Genomic DNA, 20,915 nt, shown 5'->3' on the forward strand with positions numbered 1-20,915 from the left:
AAAGCAGTTTTTAACTTGTACGATAACACATCCACATATATGGCCAATAACCGGAACAACTCCTTATACACTATAGTTACCAGCAATAACAATTACGAATGAAAAACCTTCTACTCGCAATTTGTTTACTGTTTTACTCATGTAGCCAACAGGCAGGTGAGAGAACTCATACCGTTGAGTATACAGGTGACTTTAAGGAGTACAAAGGAGTTGATACCTTAAGCACATATTTAGTTGATAGATATATCATTGACCTAGATTATGATGGTAAAGCGGACACAATTGTATTAGAGAATCTAGAAGACCTAAAAGGAGACCCACAGCTGTTTACTATTATGAAACTAAAGCTCGCCAGCAACAAAGAATATGTATACAAGAATGTGCAGGGGGCTTTGGTCGACAAACAGACAAATTTAAAACTTCAAAACAGGTTACATTCCGACAAACTCTACATACCTGAAACCAGTGGACAAAATAGCCTTGTGTTTGTATGGGACTTCCAGTATCCTGACTGCACCGCACGACTCGCCATTTACCAAGTCAATAAGAACGGCACCAGTGAAAAGATAAATCAAGACTTCTATGCTTTACAAATAGCTGAAATGGAAAAAGGAAAAGGTGTTGTTGTCATCGGCAAGCCTGATTGCGAAGGAGGGACTGCAACAGATTCTATCCATGTCAGCTTATAGGGTTTAGAAAACAAGAAAGTAGAAATACAGCTGGTAACAAGGTGCAGCTTTTATGCTCAGCTACGCCTCGCCCATAGGCTGCACGAGCACGTTGGGCAGCATGCATAAATAAAATTAAAACTTTAGTGCTTTCAAATGTCAAATACTTGGATAGGAAAAACAATTGAGCAGTGGGAGATTGATGGTGTAGAACTTAACGTAGGTGCTTCACTTGAAGCAATAAAGAATGCCGAAAGAGTTTTAAATTTCATATTCCCTTTACAGTTTCAACAGCTGTATGTCAAGGCAAATGGCTTTAACAATCTTGACTGGATAGAAAATGTGTTTTCAATATGGCCTATTGAAAGAATGCTCGAAGAATTTAATGAAAGTACAAATAAAGACTTTATTGGTTTTGCAGACTATTCAATGAATGTGCACCAGATAGGATTTGTACGTGGGAAAGAAGGTGTTTATAAGTATTGCGATAATCCAGTTCAATTTGCAAACACGTTTGAAGAGGCTATATCTTTAATAAATTCAGATGATGAAACAATTTATTAAAAGTGTTTAAGAATAACGTACGCCCAACCCAGTACATAAGTCATGCTTCGGCTACGCCTCGCTCGCTTTATGTACAAAACGTTAATCATCAAGCCTACTCATGATGATACTTCTCTCCCCGAAGTATGGTAAAGCCACGGTATAGCTGCTCAGTAAAAAAGAGCCTGATCATCTGGTGCGAAAAGGTCATTTTAGAGAGGGAGATCTTATCGTTGGCCCTTTGGTAAACCGCCGGAGAAAAACCAAAAGCACCGCCAATAACAAAAACCAGGTTGGTGGTAACGGCATTCAGCTTTTTCTGCAAAAAGGCTGCAAACTCCTGGGAGGTAAACGTTTTTCCTTTCTCATCGAGTAAGATCAAATGGTCGCCTTCCTGCACTTTCTGAAGTATGAGTTTTCCTTCCTCTTCTTTTAGCTTCTCTGCCGCATACTTACCACCCTGCTTTATATCCGGGATTATGATAAACTCTACCTGGTGGTAATGCTTCAATCTTTTAAGATACTTCTGAACACCTTCTTCCAGAAAGGCCTCGTCGGTTTTGCCAATCGCAATTAATCTGATCTTCATTTAAGTAGCCTGACAAATGAGAGTATGACAAAGGGCCTGAGAAGGTAGCAGCCTATTTTATACTTCATTACCATTATTCATTGAAAACTATATTTCTGCCAATTTCGCCTTAAAAGGGGTACTTTCCAAAACAGGGTGCAGTTCTTAGCTCATACTTACACTTTATGCACCTGCTGTTCAGTCGTTAAGCTACTCTCCTACTCCGTCTCTCTTTCATCAGCTGGCAGTGGCAGGCCGGTTGGGGTAATGGCATTGTCGGCACGCTGGGCCGGGTTCATATGGCGGCGGTGCTTCATGCCTTCTATGCGGGCCTCTACCTCATACTTGTTGTTGTAGTAACCCACCCGCCACGACTCTGCCAGGTACAGCCACAGAAACCGGAAAAAACCATTCTCCCTAAACTGCCTGATGTGGCAGAGTTCATGGGCCAGCCAGCCAGGGTCGTCCATAAAGTCGTCGCGGGTAACACCGCTTAAATGTATGGTTTTGCCCAGCACCATGGCTACATTGCTGCTCTTTAAAACCATACGGGCAATGCGGGCAAATAAAGATCGTTCTACAATTTTGAAATCCATAAGTATAAAATCCGGATTGCACTTTTAATTTATACTACTCCATTTCTTATATATACTTTAAAGGTATACATGATAGTTTTACGGGCAGATGCTCCACATTTACAGGCAAATAGCTTTTGCAGTTTACTTGGCACTTTAGATTTTTGTAACTATTTTTGCCCGCCGCTATGCCAAAGAGGCATTTAAAGCAGCACATGGAGCAGGATTCAGTGCAATTTTCCTGTTCTGTTTAGAAAATAAAGGTGTAACTGTTTGCCAGCCTAGTGCCGGCCGATAACATGCCAAACCCCATGACTAAAACCATTGTATTAACTGCACTTGCCATCATCTCGGTTGTGTTATCATACTTCTACGAGGTAACACCGGCAAAGTCGGCAACACCAGAATCCACAGCTGCAGCGTTCCATATCACTCCTTACGCGATAAATTCCGGCGAGGACATGGTGCGGGCCCTTGAGCTTTACGAACCCATAGAAGAAGCAAAGGCAGAAGAATTTTTCTCGAAAAGGCTTAACATGGCCTTTGCCAACCCCGATGCCAAAGACCTGGTAGAAACGGTGGCAAAGTGGATAGGCACGCCTTACCGCTACGGGAGCAACTCTAAAAAAGGCACCGATTGCTCTGGCTTTGTTACCAGCATTTACCGCGAAGTATACGGCGTAAAGTTAAGGCGCAGCTCTCACTCCATGTTCCAGGAGGTACAGCGCATCCAGAAAGACAGCATCCGCACCGGCGACCTGGTATTTTTCCGCCGCAGCTCGAAGCAGCCTGTTTTTCATGTGGGCATTTACCTTAAAAACAACAAGTTTATACACTCGGCAACAAATGGCGGGGTAATGGTTAGCTCGTTAAAAGAACCCTATTACCGCAACTACTACTATGCCGCTGGCCGTGTAAATTAAACCGTAGCACGACTAAAAAACACACTTTCCTGCTTAACAGGCAGCACTACTTATAAGCTTGACAAAACATGCCCTGCAGCAACCCCTGCAGGGCATGTTTTGTTTATAGCCCGAAAAACAATTTTACCCGCACAGAGTATAGGAAGGTTACTGTTAGTTAAGCAACTTTGCATCGCCGTAGCAGGGTAACTACAGCGGCCTTTAACATTATACTTCATTATACTTATACCAACACAACAAATAGCAGTACGTACAAAACTATGGAGAACCAAAGACCTGATGGCAAAAGAGTAGCCGAGAGCAAGATATTTAAAAATATTCTGGAGAAGGCAGAGCAATACCTGAAGCACCCTTCCAAAGTAGCAGGATTGTTAAACGATGCCTTTAAGAAAGCAACCCAGAGTAAAAGCGTTGGTGCCATTGCCGGCGAAGTATGGGAAAACCTGCAGCTGCTTTCGCGCATGATCAAGGCTGCCACTGCCGGCGAGTATAAAGGCATACCGGCAACTACCCTTGTTGGAGGCGTAGCCGTTATACTTTACTTCCTGATGCCGATAGACCTGATCCCAGATTTTATTCCGGTAATAGGCCTGCTGGACGATGCCAGCCTGCTTGCCTGGTTTATGACAAGTATAAAATCGGAACTGGACAGGTTTAAGGAGTGGGACATAAACAGACCAGCCCAGGAACATGAAAGACCGCAACACACAGAAGCCACTACACACAACGCAGACCCCTCGTTTGGCACGCCAAAGTATGCAGACGAGCCTGCGGGTACAGTGGAAAGAAAGACTGACAACAGAGAATAGAAACGATTAAACCCCAAAACTATGGAAACCAACAAAGCTGACAAGAACAAAAACAAAATGCAAGGCAAGCAGCCAAAGGGCCAGCAACCTGCTAAAGACCATACTTCTCAGGGCCACTCTACCGATGCGCAAGGATCGGCTACCAGTAGCAAAGAGCCAACCCTGCGCGGCTCTACCACCGACAGCAGCCGTACGCATAAAAACCCACACGACGATTTGCCTACAGGCGGCAACATCCGTTAAGTAAAAACATAAAAAAACAAGGGCCGGTTATGCTATAGCCGGCCCTTGTTTTTTGCACTAAAAGTTGATTTAAAGAATTACAGACGCACAATTTGCATGCCTTAAAACATTAAAATATAGCACAATACGAATACTGGCATATACATAAAATCAAAGAAAAGGCGCTTATACTTTAGTTTTGTAAGGAAATTATTCTTTATATTTGGCCACAGGATTTTGTATTTTAACTTTTTAGCCAAAGTGTCTTCATCATTTTTACGACTTACCTCCGTTAATGTACACATCGACGGAATCGGGAAAGTTCTGATTGAGCGAAGCGATAAAGCAAAGCGCCTCAGCATTAGTGTACGCCCTCTAAAGGGTGTACGCGTTGCTGTACCGCCGCATATCAGCTTCGAAAAAGCAGAGCAGCTCATTTACACCAAGTCAGACTGGATAAAAGAGCACCAGGCGCGCATGCAACAGCATGAGCAGCAGCTTACCGTGTACGATGGCTCTACGGAATTTAAAACCAGGAACCATACGCTTCGCCTGCTAACCCATGCCCAGTATAACATGCGCTGCGTTTTACAGGGTGGCTACATTAATGTGTTCTACCCTGCCCACAAAGATGTGCGCGACCCTGATGTGCAAAAGTTTATCCGCCAGTCTATTGAGGATGCTTACCGAAAAGAGGCAAAGCAATACCTGCCGGAGCGAGTAGCATACTTTGCAGATAAGTTTGGGTTTGAGTACCAGAACGTGTTTATAAAGAGTGCTAAGAGCCGCTGGGGTAGTTGCTCCCACACCAACAACATTAACCTGAACCTACACCTGATGCGTTTGCCTGATGCACTCTGCGACTACGTGATCCTGCATGAGCTGGCACACACTGTAGAGAAAAACCATGGTCCTCATTTCTGGGCGCTGCTTGATAGTGTTTGCGGCAATGCCAGGGCGCTGGATAAAAAACTGAAGGCTTACCGTATTTCAATCTTTTAAAGTATAAGCTATCGGGCAACTTTACTAAGCCAAAGTATAAATCCGCGATGACCTCACAGCGTCTTCCAGACCTGTGAGCGTCTTGTCTCAACGATGCAATGGCCACGGGCACAGACACTCACAGGTTTTAAAACACTGTGAGGTCTTTTGAGCAAGCTTTCTCTACATTTAAGAAAAGACGCAAAGTATTGCATCTCTACAATCACCAACAACTAACAACGAGCAACCAATAACCAACTTACAACAAACTGCAAAAGACACAAAAAAGCCCTGAAGCATGCTTCAGGGCTTTTTCTTTAGGGTGTGGTTTAACAAAATTTAGCTGGCCTTTCTCAGGGTGTGCGTAGATACGAAATCAATAAAATCGCCTACTTTATCTATAGGCAACTCATCCGGAATCGTGATCTTAAAACTTCTCTCCAACTCCAGGATAATGTCCACTACATCTACTGTGTCGAACCCGAAGTCCTGCAGCATTCTGTCTGCCCAAAGGCGGTCTGACTTAATCTCTTTTGTCTTGCTAATGATACGGATAACCTCTTTCTCAATAGCGTTATGTGTAGCAATCATAGTAAATTAAACTGTGTATTCTCTAACTTTTCCGTTTGCGTGAAACTCTGCCTCTTTTTGCAGCTTCACATCGCCACGTTTTCTCTTGGTTATTAATTTATCCTTTAATCTTTCGTTCAGTAAGTACATTACCGGCACAACCAGCAGTGTAATGAAGGTAGCAAAGCTAAGGCCAAAAATAATGGTCCAGGCCAGCGGGCCCCAGAACGTTACGCTGTCGCCGCCCAGGAAGAAACCTGCCTCAAACTCTGTGAACAGCGTAAAGAAGTTCAGGTTTAAGCCGATTGCCAGCGGAATAAGGCCAAGTATAGTAGCCGTTGCCGTTAGCAATACCGGGTTCAGACGCGTTTTGCCTGCCTCTACAATGGCTTCTTTCAAGTCACGGCCCTCTGCCAGCAGTATATCCGTAAACTCCACAATAAGAATACCATTTTTAACCACAATACCTGCCAGCGCCACTATACCAACGCCCGTCATTACTATTGATGTATCCATTCCGAAAATGGAGAAGCCTAAAAGTACGCCTATGATTGAGAACAGCACTTCCGAAAGTATAATAAACGGCTTCGAAACCGAGTTAAACTGCGTTACCAGAATCAGGAAAATGATCAGGAAAGCCGCTACAAGAGCAAGCATCAAAAACACCATCGTTTCCTGCTGCTCCTCCTGCTGTCCGCCCATTCTTACCTCGTATCCTTCCGGCGTCTGGAAGCTGTTCAGCGACTGCTCTATCTGCTGCACTACCTCGTTCGGATTATAGCCATCCAGCACATTCGACTCCAGCGTTACCATGCGCTTCAGGTTCTTGCGTTTAATACCGCCGTAGCTCGTAGAGTAATCTATACTTGCCACCGACGATAGCGGAATCTGGCGCACCTGCCCTGAGTTCATGTCGCGGTAGGTAATGCGCATGTCCAGCAAAGCATCAATGTTATCGCGGTAAGGCTTTGCATAACGCACCTGTATCGGATACTCTTCTTCGTCCAGCTTAAACTTAGAGGCCTCGGCACCGAAAATAGCTGTGCGCACCTCCTGCCCTATCTGGCCTGTACTTATACCCTCCCGGTTAGCACGCTCACGGTCAATGTTCACAACAATCTCCGGCTTGCTGTCTTCCAGGTCGGAGCGCAGTTCTTCTATACCGCCAATTCCTTGCTGGTCTAAATACTGCTCCACCTGCTTCGATAACCTGATCAGGCCTTCGAAGTCTTCGCCTGCAATCTCAACCGAGATCGGCTTGCCAACCGGAGGACCACTCTGCTCTTTATCCACTGTGATGTTGGCACCAGGTATCCCTTGCACCGCCTCACGTATTTTGGTCAGGTAATCAGAGGTCGAAATATCTCCTTCACGGTCTTTATACTCAACAAAGGCTACGGTAACCTTTCCTTTATGAGATTGTGGTGTAGCACTGCGCTCATTTTGGTCGCCGGCACCAATGGCCACGTTCGAAATAACAGACTCTACATTCGGGTTATCCTCCCCTATCACATTGTACACGCGCTTCTCCACGATCTTCGTAACCGAGTCTGTTACAGCCTGATCGGTACCGATTGGCATGTTGATGTAAGTATAAACGAAGTTTGGATCACCGGATGGGAAGAACACCACTTTAGGAGGCCACAGATAAGTTATGCCCAGCGAGAAAAATAATAAGGCTATTACACTTGCAAACACCATTATTGGCCGGTAACCTACCAGCATCCAACGCAGCAAACTTTCATACCCTCTCATAAAACGAGGCAGCGTATTGCTCTGGAACCTGTTTATCATACCCGTAAAAACGAACTTGTTCAGCAGCACCAGCACAATCATCAGCATCAACAGGTTGGCAGTACCATACCAGCCGGCTACATACCCAATGAGAGCCAGCACCAAGCCAACAACTGTAAATATCCAGAACAGCTTGCGAGAACGCGGCGCACCCTCTGCTTCAGTCTTATGCTCTCTTTTCATGAAAGACGCCGCAAATACCGGGTTAATAATAAAGGCTACCAGCAACGACGAAACAAGCGTTACGATAAGCGTAATGGGCAGATACTGCATGAACTTACCCACAATACCAGGCCAGAACAGAAGCGGGAAGAACGGCGCAATGGTAGTTAGTGTACCAGCCAAAACGGGTATAAACACTTCGCCGGCAGCCGACTTAGCCGATTTAACAATGCTTAAGCTGGTTGTATGGAAAATACGGTGCGTGTTCTCTATTACTACAATGGCGTCGTCTACCACAATACCCAGAGCCAACAGGAAGGCAAACAGCACGATCATGTTCAGCGAAATGCCGAAGAAGTGGAATGTCAGGAAGGCCACGAACATAGAGATTGGCACCGACAAGCCCACGAAAATGGCGTTGGTGGTACCCATAAAGAACATCAGTACCAGCGTTACCAGCACAAAGCCGATGATGATCGTGTTGATCAGGTCGTTCAAAGTATGGCGAGTCATTTTAGACTGGTCGCCGGTAATCGTGATCTTCAAATCATCTGGCAGCGTAGCCCCCTGCATTTCATCTATTGTCTCACGTATTTTGTCAGACGCTTCGATCAGGTTTTCGCCGCTACGCTTGATCACGTTCAGGGTAATAACCGGTGCATTGTCCAGGCGGGCAAAGCTTTCCTGCTCTTCAAACCCTTCTTTTACCTCAGCAATCTCTTTCAGCTGTATGTTAGCTCCCGACAACGACTTGATCACAATGTCACCGATCATGTTCGGGTCTACATACTGGCCTACCACGCGCACAGAACGCTTAGCCTCGCCTACGGTAATATTACCGCCAGAAATAGTAACGTTTTCACGGGCAATGCCCGCGGCAATATCGTTAAATGTTACTTTGGCAGCCTGCATTTTATAGAGGTCCACGTTTACCTGCACCTCTTTATCCAGGGCACCCACCATATCCACGCGGGTAATCTCCGGGAACGCCTCCATCCTGTCCTGCAGGTCTTCGGCATACTTTTTCAGCTTATCCAGGCTATAGTTACCAGACACGTTCACGAACATGATCGGGATCTCAGAGAAGTTTACTTCCTGCACGTTAGGCTCCTGGGTTAGGTCTGTAGGAAGGTCTACGCGCACCTTGTCTACGGCATCCTTTACCTGCTGCTTTGCGACAGCTACCTCCACGTCAGTGTTAAACTCCACGGTTATCATCGAGAAGTCCTGTATCGAGTTAGAGGTTACTTTCTTAACACCGTTAATGGCTTTTATCTCTTTCTCGATGGGGCGCGTTACCAGGTTCTCCATATCCGACGGCGAAGTACCGGCATATATGGTGCTTACAAAAACTGTAGGAATAACGACATCCGGGAAATTCTCTTTCTGGAGGTTGATGTAAGAGAAGATACCCGCCAGCGAAATAATAACGGTTATGATATAGATACTTGTCCTATTATCGATAGACCAACTGGTTGGCTTGAATTGTTTCATAGTTTATACTTTGAAAGTATGACTTACTTCTGTGTTAGGGTGGTCTGGGTAAATACCACAGGCTGCCCCTCGTTCACATTCTGGTAACCGGCCGTTATGATCTGGTCGTTAGCATCCAGGCCGCTCAGCACTTCTACCTCACCCTTGTAGCTCATGCCTGTTTTAATTTCTTTTCTGGCAGCTACATACTTGTCGCCTTCTTTTTTGGCCACGTATACATACTCGGTTTTTTCGTCGCGCTGCACCAGGTTTACAGGCAACACAATGACGCCCTCGTTCTTATAGTCCTGTATGCGTACTACCGCCACCATGTTCGGCTTCAGGTTGATCTGGCTTCCGTTCTTCAGGCTTAACTCTACTTTAAATGTGCGGCTTGTAGGGTTAATATAACTGCCTACCACTTCCACTCTTGTCTCTACCTCACGGTTCAGGTCCGGAAAGAAAACCACCGCATCATCGCCTTTGTTTAGCTTATCCTGGTATGCCTCCGATACTTCTGCCACAATTTTGCCGCCCTGCGTGTTTACCACCCTTATAATACCTACACCCGGCGCAACAGCCTCTCCTGCATTTGGAATTACATCATCCACTACACCGCTGATAGGCGCTTTGATGTTGTACTGGTCGCGCTGCTGCTGCAACGTTGCCAGGCTGCGCTCCAGGGCCTCCTTGTTGTTCTTAGCCGTCAGGTACTGCATTTCGGTGCCTATCTTCTGGTCCCAAAGGTTTTTCTGCTTTTCGAAGGCAATGTTGGCCAGCTCCAGGCGGGTCCTCACTTCGGCAAGGTTCTGCTCCAGCACCTGTGCATCTATAGTAGCCATGGTCTGGCCTTTCGATACTCTGTCGCCGCGCTGCACACGCATACTTGTAAGCACACCCGGCACCTTGGCGCTTACCAGTACGTTCTGGTCAAAATCAACACGGCCCTGCACTTCCAGGTAATGGCGGAACGTATCCTGGCTTACAGTTTCTACTGATACCGGTACAGTCTTCTTTTGGGTAGCAACTACTTTACCGTCAGCTTTGAGTTCAGCCTCCAGCGTAGCAATTTGTTCTTCTATCTTTTCCTGCTCTGCCTTTAATTCTTCCAGCTGTTTTTCTTTATCGTCGTTCCCGCCGCAGGCAGCCAATCCCAGCAGGATGGCCATTGAAGATATTCCTAGTATTTTTTTCATTTAGATTAAGCGATTTGGTAGTTTTCCGATAGTTTTATTTTGTAAGCAATGTGCCGGTGGCTTTCTCTAAGTTTACCTTGGCAATAAGGGCGTCGTAAATGGCGGCATAGTAGTTTGTCTGGGCCTGGCGCAGGTCTGTTTCGGCAGTTATCACCTCCAGGTTAGACCCAACACCCTCCTGAAACTTGATCTTGGCCACACGTGCTATATCCTCTGCCAGCTCCAGGTTCTCGCGCTGCGAGTCCAGCACATCCAACGCGTTTGTAAGTTCTGTGGCTGACTGGTCTATTTGCAGGTCTATACTTTGGCGCAGCGTCTCAAAGCCATACTTGGTGTTGTCTAATGCGATTCGCGCCTGCTGTATCTGGTAATGCTTGCGTAAACCGTCGAAGATAGGTAGTTGTATCTGACCTCCTACATAGCCATACTCCAGCCAGTTTCGGGTTTTGGTTATCTGCTGAAACTCATTGTTAGCAGCGTTATAACCATAGCGTGCATTTAAATATAACTTCGGCAGGTATCCTGAGCGCCTGTTACGCAAGTCAAGCTCAGCCAGATCGCGCTGCGTCTCAAGTATAGAATACTCAACGCGGCGGCTGTAGTCGAAATCTTGCGGCGTTACTGCAGCTACACTTACCTCTACTTCAGCCAACTTGTCTGTTAAAACAATCGGTTGTTTCTGATCAATGCCCATCTGGAACTTCAGCAGGCTTTCGCTTAGGTCCATCAGGCGTTGTGCCTTTTGCTTTTCTACTTTCAGGTTATTTAAGGATACACGCAGGCGATCTACATCCAGCTTCTCGGCTACACCGTTGTCAAACATTATTCTTGTCTGGTTAAGCACTGTATCCAAGCGCGTAATATTCTGGTTTAGCAGCTCCATCCGCTCGCGGTTAACCAGCACGCCATAGTATGCCTTGGATACCTGCTCGGCCACCTCTATTTCGCTCTGCCTGGTACTCTTTTTAGAAAGCTCTGTGTAAGTTTTGGCAGCCTTTAAGCCAATAAGATAAGTGCCATCGAACAATAACTGGCTGCCTGTCAGTACAGCGTTACCTGTGTAGGCAGGTGTAAACGTTACCGGCACAAAAGAGCCTGGCTGCGGCGATTCCGGATCGTTGGGATCGTTGAAGAACTCTCCGGGCAGGAACTGCTGCTGCTGCACAAAGTTATTTCCAACATCAAGGATTCCGTTAACCTGCGGCAAACCCATAGAGCGGATCTCGCCAACCTGTGCTTTGGCAATTTTTTCTTCGTTGCGATTAACCTGCAGGCTGGCGCGGTTCTGCAGCGCGTAGTTTATACTTTCCTGCAGGCTAAACGTTTGCGAGGTTTGCCCCTGAGCGAGAGCGGAGCCTGTCAGCGTAACTATTGCCAGTATCAGGCTTAGGTAGTTCTTCATAATTTTATCAGGTAGTAGGTAGTGTTATTCTTCTTCAATTCTGTGTTTGAATTCATTAATCATCTTGTGTCCGCGTAAGGTGGCCATGCCCAGCATGTAATGCTCCAGCATATCGAGCTGCACCTTTTGCAAGTCAAACTCGTGTGGGGGGAACAGCTTGTTATCATAGGCTAGCTCGATCATACCCAGTCGCATGCGCGCCATTATCTCCACATCCAGGTCGCCTCGGTAAAGCCCCTCTGCCACGCCGCGAAGTATGTTCAGCTTGATCTTATCCAATAGAAAATCATACTTGTGCGCCATCCAGAGCTGCCAGCTGTCGCCGTGGTACTTCTGCACATCATGGAATATGGATGGGTGTACTTTTGACACAACGCGCTTTGTCATCTCCATCAGACCCCAGAGCTCGTCGATGGCATTGCCTGCTCCCCGCATAGAGCGCTCGCAATCGTTTTCCATAGCAGCCAGGAAGCACTTGCAGGAGTGAAACACAATCTGGTCTTTGTTATCGAACCACTTGTAAATGGTCTTCTTCGACATGGACAGTTGCTGTGCAATATCATCCATCGACACGCTTTTGATTCCACGCTGGCAGAAAAGCTCAAATGCGGCTTGTGAAATTTTTAGTTTGATGTCTAGGTTTTCAGTTGTCTCCATTTCAACACAAAACTATGGAAACGTTTTAAACCCCCAAAGTTTCCTGCAAGTATTTTTCAATAATTTATAGTTCGAAATCAGGCGCTACAAGGCTATGTATAAATAACATACAATAAACATATGTTTCGCGTGCAAGTATAAATCTTTACAAAAGAAAGACGAACACCCCGGAAAACAGGACACAATCCAGCAAAGAACTGCCAGAAAAGCTGCAGCAATCCATCAGCAGCTAAGCAGGGCCTTCAGAAAGTTACAATCCTAAAACTGCTCTTAATTTGGTGTATCCGCTCTTGCTCAGAGGTATGCGCTGGCCGGTTTTAAGCAGGGCTATATGGCTGTCTTTTTCAAGGGGTTCTATGCGGGTGAGTTGCGGAAGGGCAAGTATAAAAGACCGGTGCACGCGCGTAAACTGGCTGGCATCGAGGGTATTCTCGTAATAGCTCATGGTCTTTTTCTTCAGAAAAGTGCCTTCTTTAGTGTGTATCTTTACGTAATCATCATACGCCTCGAAGTATAGCACATCGGCCACAGGTATAATTTTGATGTTGTTGCCCACCTTTACCACTATGCGCACCTGCTCTTCGGGTTGCTTGGCGGTAGTTTCTTCGAGTTGCTGCAGCTTTGTTTCAGGCGCATTTGCTTTCCGCTGCTCCTGCCACTTTTGCACCGCTGCATCAAAACGCGTTTTACTGAATGGTTTTAGCAAATAATCTACGGCGTTGGCCTCAAAAGCCTTAATGGCATACTCGTCAAAAGCAGTTGTGAAGATAACCGAAGGCGCATGCTCAACCAATTCCAGCATCTCAAAACCGTTGATCTTCGGCATTTGCACATCCAGGAAGATCAGGTCGGGCTGGTGCTGCATAATAGCCTTTACACCTTCAAAACCATCACCGCACTCCTGCGCCACTTCTATTTCGCGATGGCTTTGCAGGTACTCTGCTACTATACTTCTGGCTAATGGTTCATCGTCAATTATAAGGCACTTACTCATAGTTTTTGTGGGATTTTGATGGTGGTAGTAAATGTATGGTCCTGCTGCTGGGTGGTTAACAGGTCCTGGCGGGCATAAAGCAAGTATAACCTGCGCTGCACCGAGCTTAACCCGAAGCCTGTTCCGCGCTTTGGCCGGGTTGTGGCTGAGTCGTAAGGGTTTTGCACTTGTAGTTGCAGGTAGTGGTCAGCGGCGGTTGCTTTTATACTTATAGCTGTATCGCCAATGGTATCGTAAAGGCCAAACTTTATGGCATTTTCTACCAAAGGCTGCAGCAATAAAGCAGGCAGCTGCATGTTCATAGTTTCGTTTTGTACTTGTATGGCAGTTTGCAGGCGGTGCCCGAAACGGACTTTCTCTATCTCTAAGTATAACTCCAGGTGTTTCAGCTCATCTTCGAGCGTTACCAGTTGCTGGTCTTCTTTGCGGAGGGTGCCCCGTAAAAAGTCAGACAACTGGTGAATCATGGTTCTGGCCTGCTCCGGCCTTGTCCCTACCAAAGCGCTTATAGAGTTGAGGCTGTTAAACAGGAAGTGTGGCTGCAATTGCTGGCGCAGGTTGTAAAGCTCTGCCTCACGGGCCAGTTTCTCTGTAGCGGCCTTTCTCTCTTCCTCCTGCCTTCTACTCAACGTATAAAACCACATCCAGCTCAGGAGCAACAATAGCAGCACCATTAGCCAGGCAAACACCATCCGCACAGGCAAAGTAGCATCTACAAAAGCCAGGTAATCCGTTTCTCCTTTAAATAACCTGCTAATAAAGAAGTCGAACAGCAGTATGCAAATACCAGCCAAGCCCAGGCTCCAGCCAAACAGGTAAGCCCCTTCTTTTATACCCGGCTGATAATACCGGAGCCCTGTACCAACCGCATAACCGCCAGTTACCAGCAAGATATTTGTAAGCAGCGCATCCGTTACAGCTATACTTTCCTGCAAGCCCATAGACCACAGCAATGTAGCCTGAACAATTGTCCAGAGCAGGGCCCAGCCTATGTATGCCAGTATGATGCGCAGTGGAAACATTTCCTGAATTTATACTTTAGTAGCTCTTTATCTGAAGTCCGCCAAACAGCGAAGTACCTTTAATGATCAGTACTTTGCTTGGGTCATAGCCTCCGGGCATGATGGGGCGCTTATCGTCGATGCCGCCAAGTATGGCCACCGCCTCAGATTTTACTTCCCAATGCGCAGGCACAATAAGTGTGGTGCCGCCAAATATCTGTGTTGCCTCCAGCACAGCAGGCTGCTGCAGATCGGCTTGGCTCATGTTCAGTTCTGTGCCGCCAAACACGCTCACTACCTCGCCGCCTCTAAAGTTTTTGGAGATGATATTTTTTTTTACTCCTCCGAAAATAGCCGTGGCATCCACATAATCTTCGGTAGAGGCATCGCTGCCAAAAACATTGAATCCTGCATCCTCTTCGGGTGTTGCAGTACCGCCTGTATAATCGTTAATGGGTGGCTGCGGTTGCGGCGGCGCTACGTAGTATGGTCGAGGGGCTTTTGGTTTCAGCATCATCCATAATCCTATTCCGATTAAAAGTATAGGCCAGAAGTAAAATTTAAAGTTGATACCCGGAATAAGGTCATTTAATAGTAGTGCTATACCGATAATCACCAGCACCAGCCAGGCCGGCTTTCTGAAGTTGTGCTTAAAGCCAATAAAAAGTCCCAATATGACAAGAAGCATTCCCCAGGAAAATACCCAGCCCGGCAAGAAAAAGTAGTTGAGCTTGGTTGCGAGCAAGGTCATGCCAATTACAATAAGCAGCACGCCGGCCATTACCTTACCGCTACCACCGCTACGCTTCGGGCTCTCCCAGTCGCTGCCGTAGTTGTTGTTCGAGTTAAAGTCTCTGTTATTCATAGTTTCTTTTGTTTTATTTCTGATCAAATGTACTTCAATTACAAGCGTAGGTCTATAGCAAATAGGCTAGCCCGGCAAAGAAGTCGGTAAACAGTAGAGTTGCGTCGGTAAATATAGAAATTTTACCCCGGCCTTGCCCTCCCCTAAGAACATGGGAGGGGGCTTGCTATTACTTTGGTCAAAATATAAAGTCAGCAGTTTTGCTTAACCTCCCTTCTACCAAGATCCATTAAGGATGACAAAAAGATGGTTCAAAGTACTGTGCGGGCAGATGAAAAGTGAGCAAAAACTCCCTCCCCTGTTTTTAGGGGAGGATCGGGCCGGGGTAGCTAAACTCTATACAACAGCAAAACCAATTTGCCCATACTTTTTACACATTTTTAAGGCGGTAATTTTATCTTTGCATATTATGGTGGAGAACATACAAGCATTAGCACAAGAGATAGAGGCGGCACAACTTACCAATGCTGCCGAATTGGAGCAGTTCAGGATTACCTACATTGGCCGCAAAGGCCGTGTGGCAGCGCTTTTTGATAGCTTAAAAGAAGTAGCGCCGGAGCAGCGCCGTGAGGTGGGTCAGCAGCTAAACGCACTTAAAAACCGCGCCCAGGAGCGCTTTGACCAGGCCCAGGAGCAACTGGCCAGCACAGCCGACACAGCAGGCGACACGGGTTTTGACTTTTCTTTGCCTCCAGTACCTAACACACTTGGCACCCGCCACCCGCTTTCATTAGTACGCCGCGAAATCGTGCGAATTTTTGAGCGTATTGGCTTTAACGTGGCCGAAGGCCCTGAGATTGAGGACGACTGGCATAACTTCTCTGCCCTGAACTTCCCGGAGAACCACCCTGCCCGCGAAATGCAGGACACGTTCTTTTTGAGCGAAGATAAAGATAAGTTACTGCGTACCCATACTTCTAACGTACAGGTACGCCTGATGGAGAACAACCAGCCACCGCTGCGCAGCATTATGCCGGGCCGCGTGTACCGCAACGAGGCTATTTCTGCTCGTGCGCACATGGTGTTCCACCAGGTAGAGGGCTTATATGTAAACAAAGGCGTCAGTTTTAAAGACCTGAAGGAAACACTTTATTACTTCGCCAAAGAAATGTTTGGTCAGGATACTAAGATCCGCTTCCGTCCGTCGTTTTTCCCGTTCACAGAGCCAAGCGCCGAGATCGATATCTCCTGCTTTATCTGCAAAGGCGAAGGCTGCAACATTTGTAAAGGCAGCGGCTGGGTAGAGATCGGGGGCTCTGGTATGGTAGATCCTGCCGTTTTAGAAAGCTCCGGCATAGACCCGAAAGCATACTCCGGCTTTGCCTTTGGTATGGGCATAGAGCGGATTACCATGCTAAAGTATCAGATCAAAGATTTGCGCCTGTTCACCGAAAACGACGTGCGCTTCCTTCGCCAGTTTGAGGGGGTTATCTAGACCGGTGATTAAGGGGATTTTATAGATTAAAGTATGATATCTGCAAATCTCCATTAAACTAATTCAGTAATCGCCGGGCAATATTATAGCGTCATAAACTTAGAAGATAACGTGTGTGATTATCAAGGACAATAATCCATTTAATCACCGATGAACCCCCTTAATCACCGGTCAACAAGTTAAAAATATGAAACTAGAAGATATCAAAACGATAGGAGTTGTAGGTGCCGGAACTATGGGGCAGGGCATTGCCCAGATCTGTGCGCAGGCCGGTTATAAAACCATACTTTTTGATATCAATGCGCAGGTGCTCGAGAAAGCCGAGACAACTACAAAAAATAACCTTGACAAAGGCATTGAACGCGGCAAGCTAACCGAGCAGGAAAAGCAAACTGCGCTAGCCAATCTCACTTTTACAGGCAATACTTTACAGCTAAGCTGCGATGTGATTATTGAGGCTATTGTGGAGCGCCTGGAAGTAAAGCAAAGTATATTTAAGGAACTGGCCGACATCAACACGCCAGATACTATACTTGCCTCTAACACCTCTTCTATTCCGATTACGCAAATAGCAGCTGCCGTTCCGAACCCGGAGCGTGTAGTGGGCATGCACTTTTTTAACCCGGCCCATATAATGAAGTTGGTAGAGGTGATATCTGGCGCCGCTACTGCCCCCGAAATTGCAGAGACCATAAAACAACTAGCCGAAAAACTTGGAAAAACTGCTGTAATGGCAAAAGATTCTCCGGGTTTTATCGTTAACAGAGTAGCGCGCCATTTTTATGTGGAGGGCCTTAAGCTACTGGAAGAGGGCGTGGCCGACATCGAAACCATAGACAAACTGATGCAGGCCAGCGGCTTTAAAATGGGCCCTTTCGAACTCATGGATTTAATAGGCGTTGATACAAATTACTCGGTAACAACCTCTATGTTCGAGGCTTTTCATTATGACCCTAAATTCAGACCAAGCCGCATACAGCAACAAAAAGTGGACGCCGGGCACCATGGCCGCAAGTCGGGCAAGGGTTTTTATAAGTATGACTAAGTTATGGCCTTTATTGCTGCTCCTGCTTTTAATTGGCTGTAAAGATACTTACCAGGGCCCTGCTATACCTGAGGTGCCTGTAAACGAACAAATAAATGTTAACAGTTTACAATATCCAGAGCTAAGGCGTGATGGTGGCTATGTTTATTTAAATGCCGGCTACAAAGGGATACTTATTGTGCGACAGAATGCAAACCTTTATGCTGCCTTCGAGCGCGCCTGCCCCTACGACCCTACTGCCCCATGTGCCATTGTAGAGGTAGACCAATCTAACCTGTTTATAGTTGACAAATGCTGTGGATCACAGTTTAATTTTCAGGGTAACGTTACATCCGGACCTGCCGTGTATGGCCTAAAGCAATACCGAACCTCGTTGTCAGGTTCGCTGCTCTACATTTCGAACTAAAAAATTTTTATTTGATTTACAGAGGCTTATACTTTTATAAAATATTTTTTTAGTCCCAGACTTGCGTAATAAGTAAAACCGCCGTAATATTGCACCATCAATCAGCGGGAAAGCTGCTGAAGATTTGTCGAAATTCCTCCTTAGCTCAGTCGGTTAGAGCACCTGACTGTTAATCAGGGGGTCCCTGGTTCGAGCCCAGGAGGGGGAGCTTTAAAATCAGCCACTTACGAGTAAAATCGCTAAGTGGCTTTTTTTATTTGCATACAATTTGCATACAATTCACTTTGTGTCTCTTATATTTTTGGCCTAAGCTGCCGTTATTCTAAACTTAAAAGCGGTCATCAAAATACTCTTTCCCATCTATAAAGAACCTAAGGAGCTGGCCTCTCACCTTCATTTTAAAAATTGCGCAAGCAATATCATAGGCGCTTTTTATAGATGTTGCTTCTATTTTTAGCTCTTCATGCTCAAAGGGGTAAAACTCACCAGATAGAGGATCTTCTCCAGGTTCTCTAATGATATTCACTATGTATTCTTTGATCATTGTCTTCTGCTTGTAGCACTAATTTATAAAATATAAGCTGCAGGATATAGCAGATGTACATTTAAAGTTTGCAGGAAGCCATAATATGTACAGAATCTAGGTCAATAAAGAGAAAGCTACTCGATAGAGCTTTCTTCTACTTGTTCTACCTCAAATGAGGTATAGATAATTAACTATTATTGGCAATAGTAACTATCTTGTTTATAGCATAAAGTGAATACAATTGTTTTTTCGGCACGATTGGTTTCTCAAATATCTTTTGCTCTTTCTGTATAAACAACTCATCATACGCATCGAAACCCTCAATAACTCTCGCAAGCTCTTCTATAAGCAAAGTTGGCTCTAGAAAGCGGCCCACAGAAAGTTTCTTCTCATACATTTCCTGAAGTAAGTTTTTTCCCGCTATTCTTTCACTAAAGCCATTATTGATAATCTTTATAAACTTATCCCCATCGGAGAACTCGTTCATTATAATTGGTTCTAAATGCTTGTAAAAGTTCTCTTCATAGGTAAAGCTTCCAAAACCTTCCCCTGTCCCATAGAATACAGTTGACTTCCAAACGCCAAACTCTTCCTCTTTACCAATAATATCATAATTTGATAGAGCAACCGTCATATTACCTTTTTTGAATGGGTGCCTTCTAAATTTTGATTCCTTTTTCCTCACTGGCGGAGCTCCAAACTCTTTAACAGAAAAAGTATTCAAATTATTTACCCCTTTCAAATTTGGATCTACTATGATATGTGACTTATCAAAAGTTGCATATCCGTACGCTTTTCTGACTTCTTTTGCAAGTGCACTACTTACAGAAGGGCATACTGCATTACCAACTAGTTTTCTTTTAACACCTTCAGAGCCTACAAATTGATAGGTCAAAGGAAATCCCATAAGAACTGCGGCCTCTCTAACAGTTGGAACTCTATACTCACCATTCCCAGTTCTTTTTATTTCAGATTTATAAATCAAAGCCTCGCGTGATGACCCAATATTAGTAGCTGTCACAGTCCTGCTAGGCTTATTCAGATTCTCTGGAAATGACATCTTACCCATATATGGGTGATTTAACTTTAGATATTTTGAACTCTTCCACTCACATGCATGAATTCCTGTATCATAAAAATGATCTGAAATAACATTCTTGTCTATTAAATAATCATATGAAGGGTCTTTTATTTGTTCACTTGATTCTATTTCAAAAGGGGAGGGAAAAGAACTGATAAATTCTCCAAGAGTTCTATGAATTGGCAATAACTGCAATCCTGCCACATTAGGACTTGCTTTACCACTAGGGCACTTATGAGTAGGCGCAGGTATCAAGAACTTGCCATATTTTATTATTTCTCCTGTTATCAGCCTACTTCTTGATTGTAAAGAGCCATAATCAGCCGAGTTAATTACTGAGCTATTTCCATCCAAAGTAATAGCAACGGCATTAGAGTCAAACCCATTCTTTTCTGCCCACTCGGATAAGTTCAAATCTATAAAAGAGTAAGAAGGCTGAAGGTACTTTTTTGAGTTTTTTACATTCTCCATAAACCATGCCTTCAGTATTGAATTTGGTTTATGTTTTTTAACAGCCACAATCCTTAGAAAGCATTCTGTTAGCTTTATCCCAAGTGTTTTATCAGCTTTACCAGACTTATTAGATGTTGAAAAACTTACGCAGGGAGGGCTACCTAATATGATATCACTATCTGGTAAATTCTCAATTTGCTCTATAGAGTGCTCGAACTCCAGCATATTCTTAGATTGAAAATCTTTGCCAAAATTATGATTGAAAGTGTCAATAGCTGATTGCCAACTATCAACACCAAGAGCAATATCAAATCCCTGCTGCCTAAACCCTTCAGAGAACCCTCCAGCGCCACAAAAAAAATCAACTACAGTAAGTTTACTATGACTCATATGATGAGCTAAAAAAATAAAAATTGGTTAGCGAATTACACTCTGCTTAGCAGATAATCTTCATTAACTCTTATTTAAAACCAGGCAATATATGAATATTACAGCTAAGCGTAGTAAAACTACATATACAAATATAGCGCTTAAATAATTAAGTATAAGTTTGTTTTAATGGCATG

21 protein-coding genes and 1 tRNA gene are annotated in these 20,915 nt (G+C 45.1%); 10 read left to right on the top strand and 12 right to left on the bottom strand.

Annotated elements, in window-relative coordinates:
• The first annotated feature begins 98 nt into the window (after nt 1-98).
• Together K0O23_RS02750 and K0O23_RS02755 are read left to right on the top strand one after the other, a co-directional pair.
• A complete protein-coding gene (locus tag K0O23_RS02750) occupies nt 99-689 on the top strand; it encodes a hypothetical protein (RefSeq protein WP_219875866.1) in 591 nt (196 codons plus the stop codon).
• Between the two features lie 135 nt (nt 690-824).
• Nucleotides 825-1,232, top strand: coding sequence for an SMI1/KNR4 family protein (locus K0O23_RS02755; protein WP_219875867.1), 408 nt, complete (start codon nt 825-827; stop codon nt 1,230-1,232).
• A gap of 94 nt (nt 1,233-1,326) precedes the next feature.
• Here K0O23_RS02755 and rlmH read toward each other — a convergent pair whose 3' ends face one another.
• Nucleotides 1,327-1,800, bottom strand: coding sequence for a 23S rRNA (pseudouridine(1915)-N(3))-methyltransferase RlmH (gene rlmH / locus K0O23_RS02760; RefSeq protein ID WP_219875868.1), 474 nt, complete (start codon nt 1,798-1,800; stop codon nt 1,327-1,329).
• A gap of 197 nt (nt 1,801-1,997) precedes the next feature.
• Nucleotides 1,998-2,375: a hypothetical protein gene (locus K0O23_RS02765; RefSeq protein WP_219875869.1), complete on the bottom strand. Its 378-nt coding sequence runs from the start codon at nt 2,373-2,375 to the stop codon at nt 1,998-2,000.
• Between the two features lie 290 nt (nt 2,376-2,665).
• Here K0O23_RS02765 and K0O23_RS02770 point away from each other — a divergent pair, with 290 nt between their 5' ends.
• From K0O23_RS02770 to K0O23_RS02785, 4 genes are all read left to right on the top strand, one after another.
• Nucleotides 2,666-3,277 (top strand): C40 family peptidase, encoded by a 612-nt coding sequence (locus tag K0O23_RS02770; protein WP_219875870.1) that lies wholly within the window; start codon nt 2,666-2,668, stop codon nt 3,275-3,277.
• 260 nt (nt 3,278-3,537) lie between these two features.
• On the top strand, nt 3,538-4,086 hold the full coding sequence (locus tag K0O23_RS02775; RefSeq protein WP_219875871.1) for a YkvA family protein: 549 nt from the start codon (nt 3,538-3,540) through the stop codon (nt 4,084-4,086).
• Between the two features lie 21 nt (nt 4,087-4,107).
• Nucleotides 4,108-4,329 carry a hypothetical protein gene (locus K0O23_RS02780; RefSeq protein ID WP_219875872.1) on the top strand — a complete coding sequence of 74 codons (222 nt, stop codon included), beginning with the start codon at nt 4,108-4,110 and terminating at the stop codon, nt 4,327-4,329.
• 240 nt (nt 4,330-4,569) lie between these two features.
• Nucleotides 4,570-5,310, top strand: coding sequence for a M48 family metallopeptidase (locus K0O23_RS02785; protein ID WP_219875873.1), 741 nt, complete (start codon nt 4,570-4,572; stop codon nt 5,308-5,310).
• A gap of 318 nt (nt 5,311-5,628) precedes the next feature.
• Here K0O23_RS02785 and K0O23_RS02790 read toward each other — a convergent pair whose 3' ends face one another.
• From K0O23_RS02790 to K0O23_RS02825, 8 genes are all read right to left on the bottom strand, one after another.
• Nucleotides 5,629-5,880, bottom strand: coding sequence for an acyl carrier protein (locus tag K0O23_RS02790; RefSeq protein WP_219875874.1), 252 nt, complete (start codon nt 5,878-5,880; stop codon nt 5,629-5,631).
• 6 nt (nt 5,881-5,886) lie between these two features.
• Nucleotides 5,887-9,309 carry an efflux RND transporter permease subunit gene (locus K0O23_RS02795; protein WP_219875875.1) on the bottom strand — a complete coding sequence of 1,141 codons (3,423 nt, stop codon included), beginning with the start codon at nt 9,307-9,309 and terminating at the stop codon, nt 5,887-5,889.
• Between the two features lie 23 nt (nt 9,310-9,332).
• The gene (locus tag K0O23_RS02800; protein ID WP_219875876.1) at nt 9,333-10,484 is read right to left on the bottom strand and encodes an efflux RND transporter periplasmic adaptor subunit; all 1,152 of its coding nucleotides are present in this window, start codon (nt 10,482-10,484) and stop codon (nt 9,333-9,335) included.
• Between the two features lie 34 nt (nt 10,485-10,518).
• Complete coding sequence (locus tag K0O23_RS02805) at nt 10,519-11,886, bottom strand: TolC family protein (protein ID WP_219875877.1); 1,368 nt, start codon at nt 11,884-11,886, stop codon at nt 10,519-10,521.
• 24 nt (nt 11,887-11,910) lie between these two features.
• Nucleotides 11,911-12,543, bottom strand: a complete 633-nt coding sequence (locus tag K0O23_RS02810) for a TetR/AcrR family transcriptional regulator (protein ID WP_219875878.1) — start codon at nt 12,541-12,543, stop codon at nt 11,911-11,913.
• 250 nt (nt 12,544-12,793) lie between these two features.
• Nucleotides 12,794-13,537, bottom strand: coding sequence for a LytR/AlgR family response regulator transcription factor (locus K0O23_RS02815; RefSeq protein ID WP_219875879.1), 744 nt, complete (start codon nt 13,535-13,537; stop codon nt 12,794-12,796).
• On the bottom strand, nt 13,534-14,559 hold the full coding sequence (locus K0O23_RS02820) for a sensor histidine kinase (RefSeq protein WP_219875880.1): 1,026 nt from the start codon (nt 14,557-14,559) through the stop codon (nt 13,534-13,536). Before K0O23_RS02820 ends, K0O23_RS02815 begins: the two co-directional genes overlap by 4 nt.
• Nucleotides 14,560-14,575: 16 nt before the next feature.
• Complete coding sequence (locus K0O23_RS02825) at nt 14,576-15,403, bottom strand: cell wall-active antibiotics response protein (protein WP_219875881.1); 828 nt, start codon at nt 15,401-15,403, stop codon at nt 14,576-14,578.
• 409 nt (nt 15,404-15,812) lie between these two features.
• Here K0O23_RS02825 and pheS point away from each other — a divergent pair, with 409 nt between their 5' ends.
• From pheS to K0O23_RS02845, 4 genes are all read left to right on the top strand, one after another.
• The gene (pheS, locus tag K0O23_RS02830) at nt 15,813-16,838 is read left to right on the top strand and encodes a phenylalanine--tRNA ligase subunit alpha (protein WP_219875882.1); all 1,026 of its coding nucleotides are present in this window, start codon (nt 15,813-15,815) and stop codon (nt 16,836-16,838) included.
• A gap of 187 nt (nt 16,839-17,025) precedes the next feature.
• Complete coding sequence (locus K0O23_RS02835; RefSeq protein WP_219875883.1) at nt 17,026-17,883, top strand: 3-hydroxyacyl-CoA dehydrogenase NAD-binding domain-containing protein; 858 nt, start codon at nt 17,026-17,028, stop codon at nt 17,881-17,883.
• Nucleotides 17,876-18,289 (top strand): Rieske (2Fe-2S) protein, encoded by a 414-nt coding sequence (locus K0O23_RS02840; protein WP_246596894.1) that lies wholly within the window; start codon nt 17,876-17,878, stop codon nt 18,287-18,289. The genes K0O23_RS02835 and K0O23_RS02840 overlap by 8 nt, the downstream gene beginning before the upstream one ends.
• Nucleotides 18,290-18,423: 134 nt before the next feature.
• A tRNA-Asn gene (locus K0O23_RS02845) sits at nt 18,424-18,497 on the top strand.
• 120 nt (nt 18,498-18,617) lie between these two features.
• Here K0O23_RS02845 and K0O23_RS02850 read toward each other — a convergent pair.
• Both K0O23_RS02850 and K0O23_RS02855 read right to left on the bottom strand, forming a co-directional pair.
• Complete coding sequence (locus K0O23_RS02850; RefSeq protein ID WP_219875884.1) at nt 18,618-18,833, bottom strand: hypothetical protein; 216 nt, start codon at nt 18,831-18,833, stop codon at nt 18,618-18,620.
• A gap of 169 nt (nt 18,834-19,002) precedes the next feature.
• A complete protein-coding gene (locus K0O23_RS02855; RefSeq protein ID WP_219875885.1) occupies nt 19,003-20,739 on the bottom strand; it encodes a DNA cytosine methyltransferase in 1,737 nt (578 codons plus the stop codon).
• Between the last annotated feature and the right edge of the window lie 176 nt (nt 20,740-20,915).

The organism is Pontibacter aydingkolensis, assembly GCF_019443125.1.
GTDB lineage: Bacteria > Bacteroidota > Bacteroidia > Cytophagales > Hymenobacteraceae > Pontibacter > Pontibacter aydingkolensis.